We start from the raw sequence: 3,685 nt of genomic DNA on the forward strand, positions 1-3,685 counted from the left end.
CGCAATGAAATTGAAGGTAATCAAGTGGATGGTAGTTTGTGTATTAAATTCCCATGGCCAGGTATTGCAAGAACTATTTGGGGAGATCATCAAAGATATAAAGACACTTATTTCTCTGCTTTTCCAGGTAAATATTTTACGGGTGATGGTGCCTTGCGTGATGAAGTAGGCTATTATAGAATAACAGGACGTGTGGATGATGTCGTGATTGTTTCTGGACATAATTTGGGAACAGCACCTATTGAAGATGCGATCAATGAACATCCAGCTGTTGCTGAGTCTGCAATTGTTGGCTTCCCACATGATATTAAAGGAAATGCATTGTATGGTTATGTTATCTTGAAAGAATCTGGTGAGTACAGAGATAGGGATAATTTGATTAAAGAGATTAACCAGCATGTTTCTGATCATATTGGACCAATTGCTAAACTTGACAAAATTCAATTTGTAACTGGTTTGCCAAAAACTAGATCAGGAAAAATCATGCGACGTATTTTGCGTAAAATTGCTGAAGGTGATTATTCTAATTTTGGTGATATTACCACATTACTAAATCCAGAAATCGTGGATGAAATTGTACAAGGAAAAATAGTATAACTCTTTTATCCTTTAGCTTCTATAGAAACTGCTTCAAATTTTGAAGCAGTTTTTTTTTACTTTATTAATTTCTAATTGCGATTGATACACTTTAGCACAAAATAAAATGCTTAATAACTATATGTTTTGGGCTAATGTTAAATTTTTATTAATTCAAGTAACATTATATTAAAAACAAAGTCTATTGATTATCAGTTTATTAGAAAATATATTTTTATGATACTTCAGTTAAATAGTACAGCGTTTATTTTCCCAATAAAAACATTGAAAAAGTTAATAAAAAGTTAAAATTAAGTACTATGTGATACACAATACCTTTTTTAAGACATATATTTGTATAGGATATTATTATATAAATCAAGTTTAATAAACCAAAAATCAATCATCAATCAAAAAATTAATTATTATGAAAAAATCAATCGTTTATTTAGGAGTAGCTTTAGTAGCTTTTGCAAATGTTTCTTTAGCATCAAACGCAAATTCATTTTCTGAAATCAAAAACAAAATCGAATTCAGTGAAACAATAACACCTTTGAGTGTTGCTATTAGCAAAGGAGATATAGAGTCCGTAAAAAAGTTTATTGAATACGGTGCTGATGTAAATGAGAAATCAAATGGTATGAGTCCATTAATGATTGCTGCTCGTTACAACAAAACAGAGATAATTAAATTTTTACTTTCTAAAGGTGCTCGTCTTAATGAAAAAGATGAAAATGGGTATACTGCTTTGAAATATGCTGAATTATCAAATGCAAATGAAGCTATTCAACTTTTGAAACAAAATTAAAAAAGTATTATAATGGGGCATCATCAAATAGGATGTCCCATTAAAAAAAAACAATCAACCAATCAATCAAATCAAAATAATCATGAAAAATTCACTTTTAATTTTAGGAATAGCATTAGTGTCATTAACTAATGTTTGTAGTGCAACAAATACCGTTGGCAGACCAGTTAATTCATTTAAAGAAGGCTTTTTAGCTAAAGAAAATGAAGGAATAATATCAACCGAGAGAGTAAAAAAAGTTAGGCCTTCATTAAGCGGAGATACAGAAATGTTCAATCCAGAAACAGTGATTACTTATAATCGCAAAACTGTGAAAGAAGTTATAGCTGAAGGAGACAAAATCATTGAGAATACAACTTCAGATGATTTGGAATTCATGGCTTATGAAGAATCAATGAAAGAAATAATTGCTCAATCTAATTTAATTATTGAAAATACAGTTTCAAATGAAACTTGTCCTCTTTATGGTGAAAGAACATTGGAAGATGAAATATCAGAACTTGAAATGATTATCGAAAGTACTGAAAGCAACGATGCAAGACCATTGGATTTTAAAAAAATAAATAGCAATTCTTTATTGATTAATACATTTAATTCTAAAAAATTTATCGGAATGAATTAAAAAAAGCTTGATGAGATAAGCAAAAGCTTATTTAGGGACTATAAAAAAGCACCATTATGAAGAGTATAATGATGCTTTTTTTTTGTATTATAGTTAATTACATTTTTATAAGTTCCTTGTCTTGTACTTTTGAAAATAATAATAAAGCGACAATAGCTCCAATAGTAGCAAACAACATATCCGATTGTGTATCCCAGACATATCCTTGCGTTCCCAAAAATGCATCTCCGCCGTCCCCTGTAGCAATAGAAACAAACCATTCAATCCATTCATAGGCTGCACTAATTGCCAAGCAAATGGAAACGATAATAAAGTTGAAAAAACTTTGGTTGGCAATTACCTTTTTTCGGATAAATAATTCTCGAATAATCATTGCAGGTACAAAACCTTGTGCAAAATGACCAACCTTGTCATAATTATTTCGACTTTGATGAAAGATCTCTTTGATATAATCAAAAAAGGGAACTTCAGCATAAGTGTAATGTCCACCGATGAAAAGAATAATACAATGAATTAAAATCAAGGTATAAGTAAAATTGGTGAATCGAAATTTTTTGAAAGTCAAAGCCAAAATCACTAATCCAATTATTGCTGGAATAATTTCTAAGAAACAGGTAAATCCTTCTTTCGGATTGATAATTGACCAAAGTAAAGTAACTCCAAATATGGTTAGTAGTAGGTAGATGTATTTCATTTGTTAATTTTTAAAAACAGATTAAGTTAGTAGCTGGTATCATCAAGTTTTACTTTTCCATTGAACGTTCTGTACAAAAAGAAAAAATAAGCAGCTAATAAAGGAGCGCCAATGGCAACAATAGTCAACATAATTCCCAATGATTTTTGAGAAGAAGCCGCATTGTAAATTGTTACGCTAAATTTTGGGTCAATTGTAGAGATTAGTAAGGTTGGATATAATTGCAAGGCAACAAGAATCAGCAAAAAAGCCATTGTTAATGACGAAAATATCAATGCCAGCATGTATTGTTTTTTTGAAACCAATCTAGGAACATTGGCCACAGCCAAAAATGAAATAACTGGAACAATGAAATAAACCGGATTAGCCCTAAAATTGGCAGTAACTTCTGGAATAAAAACTAAAGTGTAAAGTGTCGTAATTCCAAAGCTAATGATAAAAAATATCATTCCTTTTTGAAGTAAAAATGTAAGCCTAGCGTGCAGTCTTCCTTCAGTTTTCAATAAAAGATAGATTGCACCTTGTGTCATGAAAATTGAAAGAGTAGTAAATCCAACCATTATGGCATAAGGATTTAAAAAAGAGAAAAACACACCACCTTGATAACTAAAATTGGGGCCTAAAGCGAAACCTTGCAAAATATTACCCAAAACGACCCCTAACAAAAATGCAATCAGGATGCTTGAAACACTATAAATTATGTCCCAACTGTTTCTCCACCATTTCATTTCTTCGACACTTCTAAATTTAATAGCAGCGGCACGAAGTACATTTAGCATTAAAAAGAGCATAAACGGGACGTACATTGCCGATAACATGGTAGCATACATAACAGGAAATCCTGCAAATAATGCCCCACCACCAATTATTAACCAAACTTGATTGGCGTCCCAAACAGGTGCAATTGCGTTTATTGCAATTCTTCGGCTTAAATCTTTTCTAAAAAATAAATGCCAAGCACCTGCTCCAAAATCAAAACCTTCTA

Annotated in this window: 5 protein-coding genes; 3 read left to right on the forward strand and 2 right to left on the reverse strand. The window is 31.1% G+C overall.

What is annotated here, in order from left to right:
* The 3 genes from VFS71_RS16455 to VFS71_RS16465 all read left to right on the forward strand — a co-directional run.
* Positions 1 to 597: AMP-binding enzyme (locus VFS71_RS16455; protein WP_414656006.1), on the forward strand; the 597-nt coding region annotated here is incomplete at its 5' end.
* Between the two features lie 406 nt (positions 598 to 1,003).
* Entirely contained in the window at positions 1,004 to 1,384 is a 381-nt protein-coding gene (locus tag VFS71_RS16460; RefSeq protein WP_326402648.1) for an ankyrin repeat domain-containing protein, read from the forward strand.
* Between the two features lie 82 nt (positions 1,385 to 1,466).
* Complete coding sequence (locus tag VFS71_RS16465) at positions 1,467 to 2,006, forward strand: hypothetical protein (protein WP_326402649.1); 540 nt, start codon at positions 1,467 to 1,469, stop codon at positions 2,004 to 2,006.
* A gap of 97 nt (positions 2,007 to 2,103) precedes the next feature.
* Here VFS71_RS16465 and VFS71_RS16470 read toward each other — a convergent pair whose 3' ends face one another.
* Together VFS71_RS16470 and cydB are read right to left on the reverse strand one after the other, a co-directional pair.
* Positions 2,104 to 2,700, reverse strand: coding sequence for a DUF2238 domain-containing protein (locus tag VFS71_RS16470; RefSeq protein ID WP_326402650.1), 597 nt, complete (start codon positions 2,698 to 2,700; stop codon positions 2,104 to 2,106).
* Between the two features lie 26 nt (positions 2,701 to 2,726).
* A partial coding sequence (gene cydB, locus VFS71_RS16475) for a cytochrome d ubiquinol oxidase subunit II (protein WP_326402651.1) occupies positions 2,727 to 3,685 on the reverse strand: 959 nt, incomplete at its 5' end.

It is taken from the genome of Flavobacterium sp. (genome assembly GCF_035760125.1).
In the GTDB taxonomy this organism is placed as follows: Bacteria; Bacteroidota; Bacteroidia; order Flavobacteriales; family Flavobacteriaceae; genus Flavobacterium.